This window comes from Kitasatospora phosalacinea, from assembly GCF_000717185.1.
GTDB lineage: Bacteria > Actinomycetota > Actinomycetes > Streptomycetales > Streptomycetaceae > Kitasatospora > Kitasatospora phosalacinea_A.
Window position 1 is genome coordinate 24,048 of the sequence record NZ_JNYE01000071.1, and the last position, 16,351, is coordinate 40,398.

Genomic DNA, 16,351 nt, shown 5'->3' on the forward strand with positions numbered 1-16,351 from the left:
GAGAACGGTGTTGTACTAATGGCATGAGCGAAGACACGCACAACGCCCAGCAGGTCTGGTTCGTCACCGGCTCCTCCCGCGGCATCGGCCGCGCCCTGGTCACCGCCGCCCTCGACGCGGGAGACCTCGTCGTCGCCACCGCCCGCCGCCCCGAAGCCCTCCGCGCGGAACTGGCCGCCCACGGCGACCGGGTGCTCACCCTGCCGCTGGACGTCACCGACCCCGGCCGGGCCCGCGCGGCCGTGGACGCCGCACTCGCCCGCTTCGGGCGCATCGACGTCCTGGTGAACAACGCCGGGTACGCCAACGTGTCGCCGGTGGAGAGCGCCGACGACGCCGACTTCCGCGCCCAGTTCGAGACCAACTTCTGGGGCGTCTACCACGTCACCAAGGCCGCGCTGCCCGTCCTGCGCCGCCAGGGCTCGGGCACCGTCGTCCAGTTCTCCTCGATCGGCGGGCGGGTCGGCGGCTCCCCGGGCATCGCCTCCTACCAGGCCGCCAAGTTCGCCGTCGACGGCTTCACCCGGTCGCTGGCGGCGGAGACCACCCCGTTCGGCATCCGGTTCACCGTCGTCGAACCGAGCGGCTTCGCCACCGACTGGGCGGGCGACTCCATGACCGTCCACCCCGTCCCCGAGCCCTACGAGCAGACCGTCGGCGCGATGAACCGCCGGGTCCGCCAGGGCGGGCCCGGCGCCGCCGGCGACCCGGTGCGGGCCGCGGAGACCATCGTGCGGGCCGTCCGCCGCGGCGACGCCCCGGGCCACCTGCTGCTCGGCGCCGACGCGGTGACCATGGCGCTCGACTACTCCCGCCGCCAGCTGGAGGAGGCCGGCGCCTGGGAGGAGGTCAGCCGCTCGGCCGACTTCGCCGCGCCCTACCCGGTGGAGCTGCCGCCCCGGGCGGCCTGAGCCCCGGCCGCCGACCAGGCATCCGCTCCGCGTGGTGCGGTGCGGTGCGGTGCGGTCACGGACCGGCCCCGGCCCGGTGCCTGCTTCCGCGCGACTCGCCCGGTCCCGGCCCCGCCCCGTCCCCGCCCCTGTCCCCGCCCCCGCTCCGTCGGCGGCGGGGGTCGGCGTCTCAGGACTCCGGACCGGCCGGGCGCGGACCGGCGAACTCCAGGAGGGCCTGGTCGTAGCGGCCCGCGAAGGAGACCCGGGTGATCTCCGCCAGCCGGAACTTCGACGGCCCGTCGTGCCAGCGGGCCCGGGTGTCCACCTCGCGCAGCCGCACCGTCCGGCGGCCCAGGCCCAGCACCGAGCCGATCCAGCTCGCGCCGGGGTCCCGGTGCTCGAACTCCAGCACCACCAGGCCGTACCGCGCGGAGGCGGCCACCAGCAGTTCGCGCAGGTCGCCGCAGGACACCCCCGGCTCCTGCACCGGCCACTGCCCGCGCCGCCGCAGCGCCCGGACGGTCAGCGAGCCCTCGTCGCCGACGCGTTTCACCCGGGCGACGTCGGGCGTCCGGACGGCGGTGAAGCCGTCGAGCAGGACGTCCCGGCAGGGCGCCAGCAGCGTCCACGCCGGGTTCGTCGCGACGACGAAGCCCTCGACCGGGTCGGCGCCGGGGAGGGAGCGGTGGAGGCGGACGAGGTGCCCGGTGCGGACGGCGCGGTCCAGCTTGCGCGGGACCGCGCCGTCCGCACCGGCGGGGCGGGTCTCGGGCATCCCGCCATCCTTCCCGGCCGGGGTCCGGGCGTCGACCGGATTTCCCGCCGGGGCCCGCGCGGCCTACGGGCCTACAGGAAGATGTCGCGGCGCAGCGGCTCGGTGCTCGCCGGGTCGGCGCGGTAGACGTCGAACCCGGTGACGCCCGCCGCGCGCAGCACCTCCTCGTCGATGTGGCAGCGGCCGGTGGTCCCGGCGGCCGGGGCGGTGAGGACCGCGTGGGCCGCGTCGGCCATGATCAGCCCGATGTGCCGGGGCAGTTCGGCCCCGGCCAGACGGCGGCGCAGCCGACCCGTGCGCAGCGTGCGCAGCGCGCGCAGCGAGGCGTGCAGCGGGGCGCAGCGGGCGAGGGCGGGCAGGGCTGCGGCACCGGCGCCGCCCGCGCCGCCCTCGCCCGCGCCGCCCTCGCCCGCGCCGCCCTCGCCCGCGCCGCCCTCGCCCGCGGCCGCGTCCTGGGCGTCGACCACGACCCGCAGATGGTCCGCCGGGCCGCCGAACGCGCCGCCGGCCTGCCGCGCACCGCCGTGCTGCGGGCCGACGTCCACCGCCTCCCGCTCGCCGATGCCGACACCGACCGGATCCGCACCGACCGGCTGCTCCAGCACCTCGCCGACCCGGCCGCCGCCCTCGCCGAAGCCCGCCGCGTGCTGCGCCCCGGCGGCCGCCTGGTCGCCGCCGAACCCGACTGGGACACCCTCGCCGTCGACCACCCCGACCCCGCCGCCGCCCGCGCCTACACCCGCCACCTGGCCGACCGGATCGTCCGCAACCCGCTGATCGGACGCCAACCGCCCCGGCTCGCCGCGGAGTCCGGCCTCACCGTGCGCTCCGTCGTCCCCGTCACCCCGCTCTTCCGCGACGTCCGCGAAGCCGACCGGGTGCTCGGCCTGTAGCGCAACACCGAACGCGCCGTCACCGCCGGGTACCTGACCCGCGACCAGGCCCGCGACTGGCTCGACCACCTGGCGCGCGGACCGTTCCTGGCCTCCGTCACCGTGTTCGTGGTCACCGCGGAACGGAGGGACGGGTGACCGCGGAGCGTAGGGACGGGTGTCCGCGCCCGCCGCGTCCGGCCCCGCGCCCCCGTCGGGGCGGGCGGCTGACGGGCAGTAGGATCGGGGCCGCGGCGCGAGCCGCGGACGAAGCAGCACGGGGGAGCAGGACGGGCGCGGAACCGGGGGGCCGGACGCCGCCCGGCCGGTGCGGGCGCGGCAACCGCCGCCCCGTCGGCGGCCGGAGCGCGGGGCGGTCGCGGCGCGGACGGACGGGCACACCCCGCCCGCGTCCGACGAACAGCGAGAGGCCCAGCACGGATGACCCGCCAGACCCCGCCGGGGGACCCCGACCGGCTGCTGCGCGCCGCCGCCGGCCGACTGGACCGGCGCCGCTTCCTCACCGTCACCTCGGCCGTCGCCGCGCTCGCCTTCAGCTTCGGCCTGCCCGGCGACCAGAGCCGCGCCGGGCAGGAGGACGACGAGCCGCGCCCCGCCGACGAACTCCCGCCCGAGACGCTCACCGAGGACCCGTTCACCCTCGGCGTGGCCTCCGGCGACCCGCTGCCCGACGCCGTCGTGCTGTGGACCAGGCTCGCCACCCGCCCGCTCGAACCCGGCTCCGGCATGCCCGCCACCGGCTCCTACCGGGTCACCTGGGAGATCGCCCGGGACGAGCGCTTCCGCCACCTCCAGCGCCGCGGATCCGCCTACGCGCACGCCGAGTTCAACCACGCCGTGCACGTGGACGCCCGCGGCCTCGGCGCCGGGCGCGAGTACTGGTACCGGTTCACCGTCGGCCGCTGGCGCAGCCCCGTCGGCCGCACCCGCACGCTGCCCGCCCGCGACGCCGACCCGGCCCGGATGCGGCTGGCCCTGGTGTCCTGCCAGAACTACGCCGACGGCTACTACACCCTGCTGCGGCACGCCGCCGCCCAGGACGTGGAGGCGCTCTTCCACGTCGGCGACTACATCTACGAGAACCCCGTCAGCGCCGTCGGCGGCCACCGCAGGTACACCGACCGCACCCTCCCCGCCGCGCACAACCGCGAACCCCGGACGCTCGCCGACTACCGGCTGCGCTACAGCCTCCACAAGACCGACCCCGACCTGCAGGCCGCCCACCACGCCCACCCCTGGTTCGTCACCTGGGACGACCACGAGGTGCACAACGACTACTCCGGCACCACCGAGTCGCTGGTCCGCCGGGCAGCCGCCTACCGCGCCTACTGGGAGAACCAGCCGCTGCGCCTGCCGCAGCCCGACGCGTCCGGCCTCACCCTCTACCGGCGCGTCCGCTACGGGCGCCTGGCCCAGTTCGACATCCTCGACACCCGCCAGTACCGCGACGCCCAGCTCGGCACCGGCTGGCGCCTCCCGCTGACCCCCGAGGCCCGCGACCCCCGCCGCACCCTGATGGGTGCCACCCAGGAACGCTGGTTCGCCGACGGCCTGCGCGACTCCGACGCCCGCTGGAACGTGGTGCCCCAGCAAGTCGTCTTCTCCCGCTGCGCGTTCGGCACCCGCGGCTCGGCCCCCGTGCTCTCCAGGGACGCCTGGGACGCCTACCCCGCCGCCCGCGAACGCTTCCTGACCGCCGTCGACCAGGCGGGCGGGAACCGGAACCTGGTGCTGCTCACCGGCGACGCCCACGTCGCCCACGCCTTCGACGTCAAACGGAACTTCGACGACCCCGGCTCGCGCACCGTCGGCGCGGAGTTCGTCTGCAGCTCGATCACCACCGAGCGCGACGGCTCCGTCCGCCCCGCCAACTGGGCCGGACTGCGGGCCCTGAACCCGCACATGAAGTTCTACGACGGCCGCCGCGGCTACACCGTGGTCACCCTGGACCGGACCGCCACCCGCGCCGACTTCCACGCCATCGACCGCGTCACCCGCCCCGACGGCAAGGTCATCTCCGCAGGCTCCTTCGTCACCGAAGCGGGCAACCCGGGCGTCCACCCCGCCTGACCGGCCCCGCCTGACCGGCCCCCGCCGAGAGGAGCCCGCCGAGAGGAGGCCACCATGAGTGCCGCCGCCGGAGGAGCCGTCCGAGGGACCGTTCCGCTCAGGAGTTCCACCAGGCCGGGCGGACCCGCAGGGACTCCTCCTTCACGCAGCCCAGCCCGTTGACGACCTCCTGGGCGTGCAGGTCCCAGCCGACCACGCCGTTGCCCTCGCGGTGCAGTTCGATCAGCCGGGACGGCTCGCTGCGCGTGCCGACGGCGACCTCGCAGCGCAGGACGGTGTCCCAGTCCAGCCCGTCCAGCGCGGCCGCGAACGCGGTCACCGGCAGGACCAGCACCGTCAGCAGCAGCGCCGCCCACTGCTCGGCCGCCACCAGCCGCAGCCGCCACGGCGCCGGTGCGGCGGCGGCCGGGCGCCCGGCCGGGGCGTCGTCGTGCGGGTGGCCGGGCGGGCGGGGGCGGCGGCCCGCGCGGTACTCCTGGACCAGACCCTGCCGCAGCAGCAGCGAGGCCAGCGCCACCGCCAGCCCCCACCACGGCCCGTAGAACACCCAGCACAGCACGCCCATCGCCAGCGGGTTCACCAGCGTCAGCGCCACCGTCCGGGCCGCCGCGCCCGCCGAGCGCCCGCTCGGGACGGCGCCGCGGGCCGCGAACAGGGCGAACACCACCCGGGAGGTCACCACCGCGACCAGGGAACCCAGCAGCGGACGGGTCGTCACCATGCCGACCAGCACCTCGCCGAGGTTCGGCACGCCCATGGTGGTGACCACCTCGCGGGTGTGCGAGCCGCCGCCGACCGTCCAGGCGATCTTCACCAGCGGAACCGCCGCGAGCAGCGCCAGCAGCACCGTGTGCCCCGGCCCGCCCTTGCGGTCCAGCTCGGTGCGCCCGTCCGCCGTTCCCCGTGCCATCCGCGACCGCCTCCCGCTTGCCCTGCCCGTGGGTCCTGCCCGTCCGGGTGTTCCGGCGGGATGCATAGCCGGTTCGCACCCCGGCGATCCGGCGGTTCGCCGGTGCGGGTGACGGCTTGCGCCGAGCGGCGGAAGGGGAAGAGCGGGAGGGGGAAGGGCGGGAAGGGGGGAGCGGGAGGGGCGGTCAGGGGCGGGCGGGCTTGCGGGCCTCGAAGAGGGTGCGGGACATGGTGGAGACGAACGGGCCCTCGCGCTCGATCCGCTCGTGCAGGTCGCGCAGCCGCCCGCGGTAGCGGTCGACCGTGAAGTCCGGCACCGTCCAGACCACCTTGCGCAGGAACCAGACCACCGCGCCGACGTCGGAGAACTCCAGGCGCAGCCGCTCGTTGCGGCACTGCACCACCTCCAGCCCCGCCGCCCGGGCCTGCGCGGCCTCCACCTCGTGCTCGCGGGCGGTGGGCACGGCGAACGGCCCGAGGAGGAACGCGCTGAGCTCGACGTTGGTGCGCCCGCCCACGTGCTGCGCGAAGTAGGTGCCGCCGGGGGCCAGCACCCGGGCGATCTCCGGGAAGTCCACCCGGGCCGGGTGGCGGCTGGTCACCAGGTCGAAGGCGCCGTCCGCGAACGGCAGCGGCGCGTCCTGCGGCGAGGCGACCAGGAGGGCGCCCAGCGGGTGCAGCAGCCGGGTCGCCCGGGCGGCGTTCGGCGGCCAGCCCTCGGTCGCCGCCAGGGTCGGCGGGAAGTTCGCCGCGCCCGCGCCCGCGAGCACCTCGCCGCCGCCGGTCTGCACGTCCAGCGCCGCGGAGGCGGCCGCGAGCCGCTCGCCCAGCAGCCGCTGGTACCCCCAGGAGGGGCGCTGCTCGGTGGCCCGGCCGTCGAGCCAGCCGAAGTCCCACCCCTCGACGGGGGCGGCCGCGGCTTCGTCGACCAGGGCGTCGAACGTTCGGTGCGTCGATCGGTCCATGACGAGCATCCAAGCACGTCGGAGCCGGTGCGCCGAGGGATTTAACGGCCCGTGGGATCTTCCCGGCAGGCATGGGCGACCTGCCGGACGAGGTCGAGCGCCGCCGGGCCGCCGAGGGGTGCGAGCGCGCCTTCGTCCTCGACGGCGCGGTATTCGGCGAGCTCGGCGGGCGGTGCCCGCTGAGCGCCCGGGCGTCCGGTCGCCGCCGCGAGGCCCGGCCCGGGAACCTTCCCCGCGCCGGGCCTCGTCGTACCCGCAGGAAGGGGCCGGGGCGGGTGACGCGGCGGCCGGGGGCTCGGGCATCATCGTCCGCATGAGCGACACGCACGATGACCAGCTGGCCACCCTCTGGCAGGGGTTCCTCGACCTGCCCTTCCCGCAGAGCTGCTACCGGCGCTCGCCCGCCGGCGAGGACCTGGTGCTGCTAGACAGCCATCTGGCCGGCTGCGTGTCCGCCGCGTTGACCGGCCCGCTGGACGAACGCCGCAGAGCGGCCCTGCGCACCGGCATAGCGACCGTCCACCGGATCCTGCCCGAACTCGCCGACGACCCCGAGGCCGCCGACTACTTCACCCGCCTGCGCGAACTGGCCGTGCTGGCGGGCGGACGCTGAGCCTCCGCCGGGCGCGCCGTCGGGCCCGTACGGAGCTTCCGTACGGGCCCGACGCGGTTCCGGGCGGCCCTACTCGGCGGCGCCGGAGGAGCGGCGGCGAACGCGCCCGGGTCGCCCTGGCCCGGATCCTCGCCCGGGACACCGCGCCGCTGCCGCTCGACGACCCCGCCGCCGCGCTCGGCCTGCACCACCAGGAACTCGTGTTGCGGATCGCCCGGGAACGTGCCGCCGCCGGGTGCGGCGTGGTCGTCGTCCTGCACGACCTCACCCTCGCCGCCGCGCCCGCCGACCGGATCGCCCTGCTGGACGCCGGACGCACCGTCGCCACCGGCCCCACCTGCGACGTCCTGGACGCCGACCGGCTCACCCGGGTCTACCGCCACCCCGTCGAAGTCCTGGCGCACCCGCGCGGGGGCGCGCCGATCGTGCTGCCCGAGCGCCCCCTGCGGAGCAGATTGACGGATCGTCGGCCCGGGAAGACCTCCCAACGGTGGACGACCGAACGGGCGGGATCCGGGCCGGGGCGCGGTCCGGGCGGGTGACCCGGGCGATCCGAGCACATGACCGAGCCGGGCACGGGTAACCGCACCAGCAGGAACCGGACCACCCGGACACCCGGAGGCACCACGATGACCCTCACCATGGCCCTGCTGCTCACCCCCCTGATCGTCGCCGCGGCCGTCACCGCGACCCGCACCCCGGCCCGCCGCGGCCGCCACCGCGCCGCCCCGCGCGGCCGCCAGTCCTGACCGCCGGACTCCGGCTCGGGAAGCGGGCCGTCGTCGGGCAAGTACCCGGGACCTGGCCGGTAGGTCCGGCGGTCCGGCGGTCCTGCGGGACGGGCGGCCGGTCCCCGCTCCCGGCCGCCCGGGCCCGGCTCCGCCCGTCACGCCGAACTCGTCGTCGCCGCCGTCCTGGACGCCGATGCGTTGTGGGCGGAGCACGGGGAGGACACCCAACTGCACTTCCTGATCCACGACCTGACGCCCGTCACGGGCTGACCCCGCCTCGGCGGCGGTGGGCGGCCACCCGGGTGCGGGAGGCGCAGGTGGGGGAGCAGTAGCGGCGCGGGCTGCCGGGGCCGGTGTGCAGGTGGAGGGTGCGGCAGCCGGTGGCCGCGCACTCGCCCCAGGGCGGGCGGCCGTGCTCGGTCAGCAGGTGGGCCAGAGCCAGGGCGCTCGACGCCAGGAACCACTCGCCCCAGCCGGCGTCCTCGCGGTCCGCGTGCAGGTGCCAGGAGTGGCCGCCGTGCCGGGACAGCCGGGGCGCCACGGCGTGCTCGGCCAGGACCGCGTTCAGGGCGGCCGCCGCCAGGTCCGGATCCGGCTCGGCGAGCAGGTCGGCCATCCGCCGGGCGGCGTCCCGCAGTTCGCGCAGGTCGGCGGCGGAGAACCCGTCCGGCGCCAGCTCCTGCGGACGCTCGCCGTGGCGCACCAGCAGCGCCGTCGCCACCTCGCGGGGCAGTTCGGGGTGGGCACGGACGGCGTTCGCCAGGTCGATCGCGCGCTGGGCGGTGCTGAAGCCGCGGCTGCTCATGCAGGTGCCTTCCTGGGGCCGGTTCCGGCGGGCGGGGGGCTTGCGTTCCGCCCGGGTAACGCCTTTTGATGGTAAGCCGTTACGGGGGGTGCCGGAATGCTGCTGCGCTACACGCTCGTCGCGTTCCTCGCCCGGCTGGCCGACGAGGGCGCCGCCGTGGCGATGGTCCTGCTCGCCCTGCACCGCACGGGCAGCGCGGCATCCGGCGCGTTCGTGCTCGCGGCCTGGACGGCCCCGCACGTGCTGGCCGCACCGCCGGCCGGAGCCCTCGCCGCCCGCACCCACCGCCCCCGGCTCCTGCACGCCGCCGCGCTCGGCGTCCTCGCCGCGGCCGTGGCCGTCCTCGCCGCCGCCCTCGGCCGCCTCCCGCTCCCGCTCGTCCTCGCCGTCGCCGCGCTCGGCGGCTGCTGCGGGCCCGTCGTCTCCGGCGGACTCTCCGCCCTGCTCACCCGGCTGCCGTCGGGCGGGGCGCAGGTGGAGGGGAGGGCGGAGGGGAAGGCAGAGCAGGTGGAGGGGAAGGCGGAGCGGGGGGAAGCGGGGCGGGGGGAAGCGGGGCGGGCGCGGGCACAGGCGTGGGACGCGGTGACGTACAACGCCGCCGCCGTGGCCGGGCCCGGACTCGTCGCGCTGCTCGCCGCCTTCGGCTCCCCGGCCGCCGCGATGCCGGTGCTGGCGGCCGCCGCCGGGTGCGCGGCCGTCCTGACCACCCTGCTGCCACCGATCGCGCCCCTCGGCGGGCCGCCGCCCGGTCGGCTGCGCCGGGAACTGGCGGAGGGGCTGCGGACAGTGTGGGGGCGGCCCGAACTGCGGGCCGTCACCGCGGCCACCTGCCTGGCCTTCCTCGGCCTCGGCGGGCTGACCGCGACGGGTGTCCTGCTCGCCGGGCACCTGGGCCGGGCGAGCGCGGGCGGCCTGCTGCTGACCGCGTTCGCACTCGGTGCGCTGGCCGGGACGCTGCTGCTCACCCGGCCGTGGGCGCGGGCGGCGCCGCGACGGCTGGCCGTGGCCGGCCTGGTGGGAACGGGCGCCGGGCTCGCGGTGGCGGCGGCGGTGCCGGTGCTGCCGGTGGCGGTCGGCTGCTTCGCGGTGGCGGGCGCGTGCGACGGCCTCGTCCTGACGGCGACGCTGCGGATCCGCGCCGCCCACTCCCCGCCGCACCGGCTGGCGCAGGTGTTCACGCTGGGAGCCGGGCTGAAGGTGTCCGCCGCCGCGGTCGGCTCCGCCCTCGCCGGAACGGCCACGGCCGCCACCGCGCCCCGGTACCTGCTCGGCATCGCCGCGCTGCAACTGGCGGCCGCACTGCTGTACACCGCGCTCGGGCGCGGCGCGCGGAGCCGACCCGGCGCGCGGAGCCGACCCGGCGTCAGGGGGCGGCCGGGAGGAAGGACGGCGGGACGAGGTCGCCGACCGCGAAGGGGGCGACGGTGCCGTCGGGGCGGATCGCCTCGAGGACGAACTCCGGGACGGTCAGGTCGAAGCGGTGCCAGTCGGCGGTCTCGCTCAGGGCGAGGACCGGCCAGGTGTCCGGGCGCGCCGCACCGGGGAGCCAGAAGAAGGTGTCGCCGTGGCAGGTGCCGCCCCACGGGACCGGGCCGCCCGGTTCGCCGGGCGGCGGGTAGGGGTGCAGCAGGTCGGCGGCGGCGGGGGAGAACCAGGCGGCCCGTGCGCGGGCGAGCGAGTGGGGCGTCCGCTCGTCGCCGGGTCCGTGGACCAGCAGGTACCGGCTGAACTCGCCGGGGCCGAAGGTCTCCGCGAGCTCCTTGAAGGAGGCGGGGACGGGCAGGCCGAGGCGCCGTTCGACGGGGAGCCAGTCGGTGGCGGTGGCCCGGCGGCGGGTCCAGCGGGTCAGTGCGGCGAGTTCGGCCACGGCGGGGGTCATCGGGCGGGGGCCCCGGTGCGCCGGTCGATCAGGGCGGCGAGGCCGTCGAGGATGCGGGCCAGGCCGAAGTCGAAGGCGTTGTCGCGGCCCTCGGGGGGTTCGGCGAGGGCGGCGGCCAGGGCGGGGTAGCGGGTGGCGTGGGTGTGGATCAACGGCACCAGGGCGTGCAGGAGTTCGGCCTCGGGGGAGCCGGTGGCGGACTGGCGGTGCTGGGCGGCGAGGGTGCGGACGTGGCCGATGAGCAGGACGGCGGCGTCCATGCGTTCGGCGCCGGACAGGCCGTGGCCGTCGAGGGCGGCCACCACGCTCTCCAGCCAGGCGAGTTCGCGCGGGCCGGTGGGGCGGGGGGCGGCGAGGGCGTCCAGCAGCCAGGGGCGGGCGGTGAGGACGGCGGACATCCGGTGCGTCCAGTCGGTGAGCTGTTCGCGCCAGGGGGCGTCGCTCGGGGGCGGGGGGTCGCCCGCGGCGTGCTCGACCATCAGGGCGACGAGTTCGGCCTTGCCCGGGACGTAGCGGTACAGCGCCATCTTGGTGTGGCCGAGCAGCCCCGCGACCCGCTGCATGGAGAGCGCGGCCAGGCCCTCGGCGTCCGCGATCTCGATCCCGGCGCGGGCGATCGACTCCAGGGTGAGGCCCGGTTTCGGCCCCCTGGTCGGGCGGGCGGGCGGTTCCCACAGCAGCCGCAGCGCCGGGTGCGGTTCGGTCACGGCCCCTCCTCCTGCCACCGGCCGGCCTTGTGCGCGGCCCAGAACTGCGTCTACCGTACACAGCATCGAACTGTGTCCACTGGACGCAATTAAGGGAGAGGAACCCCCGTGCGGATCCTGATCTCCGGCGCCGGCATCGGCGGCCCCGCGCTCGCGCACTGGCTCGCCCGGTACGGGCACCGGCCCACCGTGGTCGAACTCGCCCCCGCCCTGCGGGCCGGCGGGCAGGCCGTCGACTTCCGCGGACCCACCCACCTGACCGTGCTGCGCCGGATGGGCCTGCTGGACGACCTGCGCGAACGGCAGACCGGCGGCACCCCGATGACCTTCACCGACCTGCGCGGCCGCACCCGGCTGCACCTGCCCGCCGAGTTCGCCGGGGGCGAGGTGGAGATCCGGCGCGGCGAACTCGTCCGCCTGCTGCACCGGCACAGCGCCCCCGGCACCGAGTACCTGTTCGGCGACACCGTCACCGCCCTGCGGCAGGACGCCGACGGCGTCGACGTCGCCTTCCGGCACGGGCCCGACCGCCGCTTCGACCTGGTGGTCGGCGCCGACGGCCTGCACTCCCGCGTCCGCGCCCTCGCCTTCGGCCCCGAACGGCAGTACGTCCGCCACCTCGGCTACTACGCCGCCACCTGGCCCTTCGCCAACCGCCTCGGCCTGCCCGTCGGAACCACCGGCGCCAACACCCCCGGCCGGCTCGCCGCCGCCGGAGCCGACCCCCGCGACCCCGAACGGGCCGGAGCCTTCCTGCTGTTCGCCTCGCCCGAACTCGTCCTCGACCGGCACGACCCCGCCGCGCTCAAGGCCCTGCTGCGCGCACGCTTCGCCGACCTGCCGCACCCCGTCCCGCAGCTGCTCGCCACCCTCGACGAGGTCGCCGACCGCGACCTGTACGTCGACTCGATCAGCCGCGCCGACGTCCCCGCCTGGTCCGACGGGCGGATCGCCCTGCTCGGCGACGCCGCCTGCGGCGCCACCATCGGCGGCATGGGCACCGGCACCGCCCTGGTCGCCGCGTACGTCCTGGCCGCCGAACTCGCCCGCGCCGACGGCGACCACCGCGCCGCCCTCGCCCGCTACGAGCGCACCGTCCGCCCCTACGCCGAACGCTGCCAGCGCGGCGGCGACCGCACCGGCCCCTTCCTCGCCCCGCGCACCGCCCGCGGGCTGTGGCTGCGCAACACCCTGCTGAGCCGGCCCGCCCTGCTCAACCGGATGCTCGCCCTGGGGGAGGACGCCGCCACCCTCGACCTGCCCGAACCCGCCCGCGAGCCGCAGGAACGGGGTGCGGCCGAGCGGTAGCCTCATTCCATGGAACAGGCGAGGAACGAGGTGAGCGCCGTGGCGGACCGGACCGCGAAGAGCGAGCTGTACGAGGCGTTCGCCGCCACCGGCAAGGCCCTCTCCAACGGCAAACGGCTCGAACTGCTCGACCTGCTCGCCCAGGGCGAACGCACCGTCGAAGCCCTCGCCCGCACCGCCGGACTCAACCTCACCACCGCCTCCGCCCACCTGCAGACCCTCAAGCAGGCCGGGCTCGTCGCCACCCGCCGCGACGGCGTCCGCATCCACTACCGCCTCGCCGGGGACGACGTCGCCGCCCTCTACGACCAGCTCCGCCGCGTCGCCGCCCGCCACCAGGCCGCCGTCGCCCCCGCCCGCACCGCCTACCTCGGCCCGGAGGAGGACGACACCCTCACCCGGGACGAGATGCGCACCCTGCTGGCCACCGGACGGGTCGTCACCCTCGACGTCCGCCCCGCCGAGGAGTACGCCGCCGGGCACATCCCCGGCGCGCTCTCCATCCCCGTCGAGGAACTCGCCGACCGGATCGGTGAACTCCCCGCCGACACCGAGGTCGTCGTCTACTGCCGCGGCGCCTACTGCGCCCTCGCCCACGACGCCGTCCGCCTGCTGCGCGCCCGCGGCCGCCGCGCCCTGCGGCTCGACGACGGCATGCTCGAATGGCGCCTCGCCGAACTGCCGGTCGACGCCGCCTGAGGCCGAACCCGGCCGTACGCTAGGGGAGTCGAGCAGCGGCGAAGGGCGTGGGTGGGGCTGTGGAGTCGACGGACAACGGGATCAGCGGCGGCACCTTCGGATCATCGCTCCAGGCCGGGACGGTCAACGGCGGTGTGCACATGGGCGCGGCGGCGCAGAACTCCGGCCACCAGGACGGCATGCGCGATGCGTACCGCACCGCGTACCGCGAGTTCAAGGTCGTCCTCGATGCGGTGCGCGCAATGGCGTACCCGACGGGCGAGAAGCCGTGGAGCCGCCTCGACGAGACCCTCAGGCAGTCCGACGCGAGGCTCGTCGGCGCCCGGGAGCAGATCGACCTCTTCGCCCCGGGCGGGGTCAGGGACGAGTTCCTCGCGGTCTGCGGGGCGATCACCGGCATCAGGGTGCCGGTCTCCTTCGGCGTGGTCTTCGAGATCCTCGGGGCGGAGGGTCGGCGGGACGAGCACCTCTCCCCGTTCGTCGACAAGCTGGAAGCCGCGATGAAGCGGTTCACGTCAGCGGTCAGGAAGGCCGAGGGCTGGAGCGACTGAACCCGGCGGCGTGAAAGTTTCCGGGGAGCGGCGGGTTTTCGGACCCCCTCCGAAATGGGAAGCAACGTGTACGGAGGGCCCCTTCGACGGCCGTTCGACAGCCGCTCGACCGGGCGAAAGGCCGTCAAGGGCGCTCGACGGGACGGGAGTTCGCGGCGCCCGGGACGGCGTTTCGCGGTGCGCGGGGCCTGCCGCCGGGGCCGGTCGGGCCGCTAGCATCGGCCGCGGTTCGCTGCGGGAGCGCTCCCACGCTTCGGTTCCCGCATCGTCCCCGGTCAGCATGCCCCCACCTCGATGCCGACCGCCTCTCCCACCCGAGAGCACCCCCCGGAGGACACCGTGCACACCCCCGACCCCCACCGGCGCACCGCCGTTCCGCCCGCCCGGCCGACCCGTCGCGCCGCGGCCCTCGCCCTCGCCGCGGTGACCGCGGCCGTCGGCCTGGTCGCCGCCGCCCAGGGCGGCGCGGACGCGGCCGTGCAGGGCAGCCTCGCCGCCGACACCCAGTTCTACAAGGACCCGACCTCCCAGGCCGTCAGGTGGGTCGCCGCCAACCCCGGGGACTCCCGGACGCCGGTGATCTCCAAGCGGATCGCCAGCCAGCCGCAGGGCATCTGGGTCGCCAACTACCGCCCCGACACCGTCACCTCGGACGTCCGCACCATCACCTCCGCCGCCGCCCAGGCCGGCCAGGTGCCGGTGCTGGTCGCCTACATGATCCCCAACCGGGACTGCGGCGGCGCCTCCGCGGGCGGCGCCCCCGACCTCGCCTCGTACGACGCCTGGGTCGGCAAGTTCGCGGCCGGGCTCGGCAGTTCGCGCTCGATCGTGGTGCTGGAACCCGACTCGATCGCGCTCACCACCTGCCTCAGCGCCCAGCAGCAGAACGACCGCTTCGCCTCGCTGGCCCGCGCCGTCAACACCATCCACGCGGCCAGCCCCAACGCCAAGGTCTACCTCGACGGCGGCCACTCCACCTGGAACTCCCCCTCCGAGCAGGCCAACCGGCTGCGCAGCGCGGGCGTGCTCAACTCGAACGGCTTCTTCACCAACGTCTCCAACTTCAACGCCACCTCCAACGAGGTCTCCTTCGCCCACGGCGTGCTCAACGCCCTCGGCAACCCCGGCAACCTGCACGCCGTCATCGACACCAGCCGCAACGGCAACGGCCCCGCGGGCAGCGCCTGGTGCGACCCCTCCGGCCGCAAGATCGGCAACTACCCGACCGCCGCCACCAACGACAGCGGCATCGACGCCTACCTGTGGATCAAGCCCCCGGGCGAGGCCGACGGCTGCGCCGCGGCGGCGGGCACCTTCGTCCCCGACATCGCCTACCAGCTGGCGGTGAACGCGGCCGACCCGAGCACGCCGCCGACCTCCCAGCCGCCGACCTCGCAGCCGCCGACCTCGCAGCCGCCGACCTCGCAGCCGCCGACCTCCCAGCCCCCGTCCTCCCCGCCGCCCGCGTCCTCGCAGCCGCCGACCGGCAACGCGTCCTGCTCGATCGCCTACCGGGCCAACTCCTGGACGGGCGGCTTCACCGCCGACGTCACGGTGAAGAACACCGGCAGCAGCGCGATCTCCGGCTGGAAGCTCGCCTGGACGTTCCCCGGTGACCAGAAGATCACCAGCGCCTGGAACGCCACCGTCACCCAGAACGGGACCGCCGTCACCGCCACCGACCTCGGCTACAACGGCACCCTGGCGGCCGGCGCCTCCACCAGCTTCGGCCTGCAGGCCACCTACGGGTCGAACAACACCGCCCCGAGCGCCTTCACGCTGAACGGCGCCGCCTGCACCACCTCCTGAGCCATCCTCCCCAGCCCCGTCGGCCACCCCCCACCCGTGGGCCGACGGGGCACCCTCCTTTTCCGGCCCTGGGGCGCCCGGGAGCGCGCCTCAGGGCCGGAGCTGAACGGCCGTCACCATCACGTAGCCGACCAGCAGGCCGAACAGGCACACCGCCGTGACGTAGCGCGGCGTGAACGGCAGCCCCGCGAGCGACGGGTACAGCAGGACGGCGCCGCCCGCCGCGAGGTCCGCGACGTACAGGCCGTCGGGCGGGACGATGCCCGTGCTGCGGGCCGCCCAGCCGGTGGCGATCAGGAAACCCGTCAGCAGGGTGAACCCGGACAGCAGCCCGGAGCCGATCGCCCCGAGCGTGGGATGCGGTTCCGGGAACGGCTCACCCTCCGGAACCTCGGGACGCACCCGGTGCGCCACCGCGAGCGCGCCCACGGCGAGGGCCATGGCCCCGAGGGCGCCGATCAACGGAGCGGGATTCAACGGCTCCTCCTGGAGAAGGCGAAGTGCTGCCCGACGAGGGCCGCGAGCGCGGCCGGCAGCAGGACGGTGACGAGCAGGACGGTCGCCCACACGGAGGGCTCGATCGGGCCCGGCCCGGCCGGGGTGTCCGGGGGCGGTGCGGCGACCAGCGTCGCGGGTGCGGCGGTCGGGGTGGGGGTCGGAGTCGGTGCGGCGGCCGGGGCGGGGGTCGGAGTCGGAGTCGGTGAGGTCGTGGCGGTGGGGGCGGCGGGTCGGACGGTTGCTGCC

General features: G+C 76.4%; 18 protein-coding genes and 1 pseudogene. 10 read left to right on the forward strand and 9 right to left on the reverse strand.

From position 1 onward, the window contains the following. Positions 1-23 precede the first annotated feature (23 nt). A complete protein-coding gene (locus OO57_RS26450) occupies positions 24-911 on the forward strand; it encodes an SDR family NAD(P)-dependent oxidoreductase (RefSeq protein ID WP_033255171.1) in 888 nt (295 codons plus the stop codon). A gap of 169 nt (positions 912-1,080) precedes the next feature. On the opposite strand, the gene OO57_RS26455 is transcribed toward OO57_RS26450, so the two are convergent. Further along, complete coding sequence (locus tag OO57_RS26455) at positions 1,081-1,668, reverse strand: hypothetical protein (protein WP_033255172.1); 588 nt, start codon at positions 1,666-1,668, stop codon at positions 1,081-1,083. Positions 1,669-1,739: 71 nt separating this feature from the next. Next, positions 1,740-1,904, reverse strand: coding sequence for a hypothetical protein (locus OO57_RS44120; RefSeq protein WP_158715232.1), 165 nt, complete (start codon positions 1,902-1,904; stop codon positions 1,740-1,742). A 90-nt stretch (positions 1,905-1,994) separates the two neighbouring features. Between OO57_RS44120 and OO57_RS41550 the strand changes: the two genes are divergently transcribed. Both OO57_RS41550 and OO57_RS26465 read left to right on the forward strand, forming a co-directional pair. Beyond that, on the forward strand, positions 1,995-2,561 hold the full coding sequence (locus OO57_RS41550; RefSeq protein WP_234337512.1) for a methyltransferase domain-containing protein: 567 nt from the start codon (positions 1,995-1,997) through the stop codon (positions 2,559-2,561). Between the two features lie 420 nt (positions 2,562-2,981). Next, positions 2,982-4,631, forward strand: a complete 1,650-nt coding sequence (locus OO57_RS26465) for an alkaline phosphatase D family protein (protein ID WP_033255173.1) — start codon at positions 2,982-2,984, stop codon at positions 4,629-4,631. A 97-nt stretch (positions 4,632-4,728) separates the two neighbouring features. Here the strand turns inward: OO57_RS26465 and OO57_RS26470 are convergent, their stop codons facing one another. Next, on the reverse strand, positions 4,729-5,541 hold the full coding sequence (locus OO57_RS26470; protein WP_033255174.1) for a hypothetical protein: 813 nt from the start codon (positions 5,539-5,541) through the stop codon (positions 4,729-4,731). Positions 5,542-5,725: 184 nt separating this feature from the next. Continuing rightward, positions 5,726-6,514 carry a class I SAM-dependent methyltransferase gene (locus tag OO57_RS26475; protein WP_033255175.1) on the reverse strand — a complete coding sequence of 263 codons (789 nt, stop codon included), beginning with the start codon at positions 6,512-6,514 and terminating at the stop codon, positions 5,726-5,728. 304 nt (positions 6,515-6,818) lie between these two features. Here OO57_RS26475 and OO57_RS26480 point away from each other — a divergent pair, with 304 nt between their 5' ends. After that, entirely contained in the window at positions 6,819-7,118 is a 300-nt protein-coding gene (locus tag OO57_RS26480) for a hypothetical protein (protein WP_051778279.1), read from the forward strand. Between the two features lie 203 nt (positions 7,119-7,321). Next, on the forward strand, positions 7,322-7,660 hold the full coding sequence (locus OO57_RS38660; protein ID WP_199811332.1) for a hypothetical protein: 339 nt from the start codon (positions 7,322-7,324) through the stop codon (positions 7,658-7,660). 448 nt (positions 7,661-8,108) lie between these two features. On the opposite strand, the gene OO57_RS26490 is transcribed toward OO57_RS38660, so the two are convergent. Then, the gene (locus OO57_RS26490; protein WP_033255176.1) at positions 8,109-8,654 is read right to left on the reverse strand and encodes a CGNR zinc finger domain-containing protein; all 546 of its coding nucleotides are present in this window, start codon (positions 8,652-8,654) and stop codon (positions 8,109-8,111) included. Between the two features lie 660 nt (positions 8,655-9,314). Here OO57_RS26490 and OO57_RS45980 point away from each other — a divergent pair. Next, positions 9,315-9,998 (forward strand): annotated as a pseudogene (locus OO57_RS45980) (MFS transporter); the annotation flags it as partial. A 19-nt stretch (positions 9,999-10,017) separates the two neighbouring features. Here the strand turns inward: OO57_RS45980 and OO57_RS45985 are convergent. Both OO57_RS45985 and OO57_RS26505 read right to left on the reverse strand, forming a co-directional pair. Continuing rightward, positions 10,018-10,533, reverse strand: coding sequence for a hypothetical protein (locus OO57_RS45985; protein WP_051778280.1), 516 nt, complete (start codon positions 10,531-10,533; stop codon positions 10,018-10,020). Beyond that, positions 10,530-11,240 (reverse strand): TetR/AcrR family transcriptional regulator, encoded by a 711-nt coding sequence (locus OO57_RS26505; RefSeq protein ID WP_033255178.1) that lies wholly within the window; start codon positions 11,238-11,240, stop codon positions 10,530-10,532. The genes OO57_RS45985 and OO57_RS26505 overlap by 4 nt, the downstream gene beginning before the upstream one ends. Before the next feature lie 108 nt (positions 11,241-11,348). Here OO57_RS26505 and OO57_RS26510 point away from each other — a divergent pair, with 108 nt between their 5' ends. From OO57_RS26510 to OO57_RS26525, 4 genes are all read left to right on the forward strand, one after another. Next, on the forward strand, positions 11,349-12,548 hold the full coding sequence (locus OO57_RS26510) for an FAD-dependent monooxygenase (protein WP_033255179.1): 1,200 nt from the start codon (positions 11,349-11,351) through the stop codon (positions 12,546-12,548). A gap of 9 nt (positions 12,549-12,557) precedes the next feature. Continuing rightward, positions 12,558-13,247, forward strand: coding sequence for an ArsR/SmtB family transcription factor (locus OO57_RS26515; RefSeq protein ID WP_051778281.1), 690 nt, complete (start codon positions 12,558-12,560; stop codon positions 13,245-13,247). A 59-nt stretch (positions 13,248-13,306) separates the two neighbouring features. Then, positions 13,307-13,798 carry a hypothetical protein gene (locus OO57_RS26520; protein WP_033255180.1) on the forward strand — a complete coding sequence of 164 codons (492 nt, stop codon included), beginning with the start codon at positions 13,307-13,309 and terminating at the stop codon, positions 13,796-13,798. A 339-nt stretch (positions 13,799-14,137) separates the two neighbouring features. Next, positions 14,138-15,607, forward strand: a complete 1,470-nt coding sequence (locus OO57_RS26525; RefSeq protein ID WP_033255181.1) for a glycoside hydrolase family 6 protein — start codon at positions 14,138-14,140, stop codon at positions 15,605-15,607. Between the two features lie 90 nt (positions 15,608-15,697). Here OO57_RS26525 and OO57_RS26530 read toward each other — a convergent pair whose 3' ends face one another. Continuing rightward, the gene (locus OO57_RS26530) at positions 15,698-16,048 is read right to left on the reverse strand and encodes a hypothetical protein (protein WP_158715233.1); all 351 of its coding nucleotides are present in this window, start codon (positions 16,046-16,048) and stop codon (positions 15,698-15,700) included. Between the two features lie 32 nt (positions 16,049-16,080). Next, on the reverse strand, positions 16,081-16,351 hold a 271-nt coding region (locus OO57_RS44885), incomplete at its 5' end, for a hypothetical protein (protein WP_199811334.1).